The organism is Epibacterium ulvae, assembly GCF_018678075.1.
GTDB classification, from domain to species: Bacteria; Pseudomonadota; Alphaproteobacteria; order Rhodobacterales; family Rhodobacteraceae; genus Epibacterium; species Epibacterium ulvae_A.
The window spans coordinates 1-2,405 of record NZ_JAHHIR010000085.1; the positions used below are offsets into that span (position 1 = coordinate 1).

The 2,405-nt window shown below is 41.3% G+C and carries 3 protein-coding genes; all 3 read right to left on the bottom strand.

Translation table 11 applies throughout. The features are described from left to right. On the bottom strand, nt 1–403 hold a 403-nt coding region (locus tag KMP13_RS17945; RefSeq protein ID WP_215267352.1), incomplete at its 3' end, for a zonular occludens toxin domain-containing protein. A 2-nt stretch (nt 404–405) separates the two neighbouring features. Next, a complete protein-coding gene (locus tag KMP13_RS17950; protein ID WP_215267353.1) occupies nt 406–732 on the bottom strand; it encodes a DUF2523 family protein in 327 nt (108 codons plus the stop codon). Between the two features lie 12 nt (nt 733–744). Continuing rightward, nucleotides 745–2,405 (bottom strand): hypothetical protein (locus tag KMP13_RS17955; protein WP_215267354.1); only part of this gene is annotated, 1,661 nt, incomplete at its 5' end.

Genomic DNA, 2,405 nt, shown 5'->3' on the forward strand with positions numbered 1-2,405 from the left:
CACGATTACGATACCAAAAATGATAGACACTAAAAAAATGGCGATGATAATGGACTTGGCGACGAACATCAGGATGAATAAGCATAGGGTGCTGTGTTGTGGCTATGATGTCCCAGCCCTGATGACGTGAAGTTTCCAGAGCAGTAATATAGATCGGGTTGTTTTTTACATTGGTGCGCCAAATGGTTTGACATTCATCTATCAAGAAAACCGCACCTTCAGGCAAAATATTAGGCCAGTCCAAAACCTCTTGTGAATCTAATTCTATCCAATGCTCAACATTACAGCCTTTTATATTGTAGTAATAAACAGGCCTATCTTTAAATTGTGAATCATTGAGAACTAAGTTAATCATTGAAGCGGTTTTTTTAGAACCGCCTTGACCAGTGTATAAAAAAAACATGATTAGGCATCCAGTTTAAATGATGGTTTTTTCCACTTTTTGTTAGCGCCTGTGAGGGCTTTATAAGCAACCAAAGCCGTATAAGCACTTAGGTATATTTGAGCAGCTTGAGTTAGCCCGAAGGCATCCATAAGTAAAACAACATCAGCAGGCATTGCACCCATTAAAGAATCAAGATTGTCGATTAAATAATCAGTGATAGCATCTAAACCCAGATATGTGACAACACCGATACCTAACAACTGAATAATCTTTGTTAGGACTGGGACGAGTATTACTATTATAAAACCGAATATTCTGACAAATATATTACCGAATAACTGGATCATAAGTACGCACCTCTAAGATGTTATGCCACGTAAGACAAGTAAAGAAGCAAAGAACGAAACCATATAAATCACAAACGGACGAACAGTATTAGCGTACTGACAAAAGTTATCAGTGGTATCGACAGAATATGAACCATAAGAGGTATCAACAGTTGGAAACTCTGGACATGATGCAGAGGAGGATACATTAAAAATATCAGACAAATTTAGTGCATCGGATATATCAACGGTTCCACCATCTAATGCATTTAATACGCCCGTTTCTGAAATTTCAGTACCATCACCTTTAATTTCAGAACTGTTTAAAAAATCCTGATATTCAGAATCGCTCATCAAACATAGAGAGGCGTGTTCTACTTCAAGTTGAGCACATTGGAGAGCATCACCATCACATACAAAATCAGCGGAACAATTACGATAATCTAAGTCACCGCCATCGCCACACTCTTCGGTTTCTGAATCACAACACTCTTCACTAGATGGATCACATTCACCAGACGGCTCATCAGAACAATCTTCTGTTTCGGGATTGCATTCGCCAGAACCAGCACCACCATTTTCACTGTCACCATCACCCGATTCACCAGAATCTGAACCACCATTACCATCCGGATTACCAGTTCCATTACCACCAGAACCAGAATCACCCGAGCCAGTATCACCATCACCGCCAGTATCACCGCCAGTGTCACCACCAGTGTCACCACCAGTGTCACCACCAGAGGAACCTCCAGAATCACCTCCAGATTGACCACCAGATTGACCACCAGAATCACCACCCGAACCTGAACCATCGCTACCAGAGCCGGAATCACCAGAACCATCTGATCCAGAATCACCGGAACCCGTATCAGTACCATCAGCATTACCAGTGTCACCACCAGTATCACCACCGGAACCATCACCAGAATCGCCTGTACCATTGTCGTTATCATCACCAATGTCACTGCCAGAATCATCACCAGCATCATCATCGGAACCATCATCACCACCCGGGCTTGGCTCAGTAGGGCCATCACCAGCTGGTTGAGCAGTATACCCAGACGAATAATCACCGGACTGACCTAATGATGTAGCATTAGACCACCATTGACACATAGACCCATTCAACGCAACCTGCCAACCCCCTTGAACGTCCGGATTCCATTCGCAATTATCGTACGTGGTAACAATGTAAGGAACACCACAATCTGACACAGACGTAGCAGAAGAATCTAGATAAGAACCATACAAACGCTGAGTTTGACCTGCAGGACATAAATCAGGCTCACAAACACCAGTTATATAATTAAATTCCTCACCGTCAGGACATACAGGTGGAGAAACACAAGCCCCAGAATCATCAAAATATTGCTGATCTGGACAAGAATGAAAATAATATGGTTTAAAAATAGAACGCTGGCCATTAGGAGGTAATGTGTATCTAAAAAGACAACGATTAGGCGAATCAACCAAAGTAACATCATCAAAACCATCAACCTGACCAGAAAAGGATTCACAAGCCTCTATAGGAGTAGAACCAACATAATCATAATTAATATTAGGTGAAGCACTCAAAGAATAATGATCGTTATAACCCGCATAAGAAACTGAAGAAAATAAAATAAAAAATAAAACTAAGAAACGATTATCCATACGCACACCAAATAAACTATAAGAGTTAAAGAAAGCGG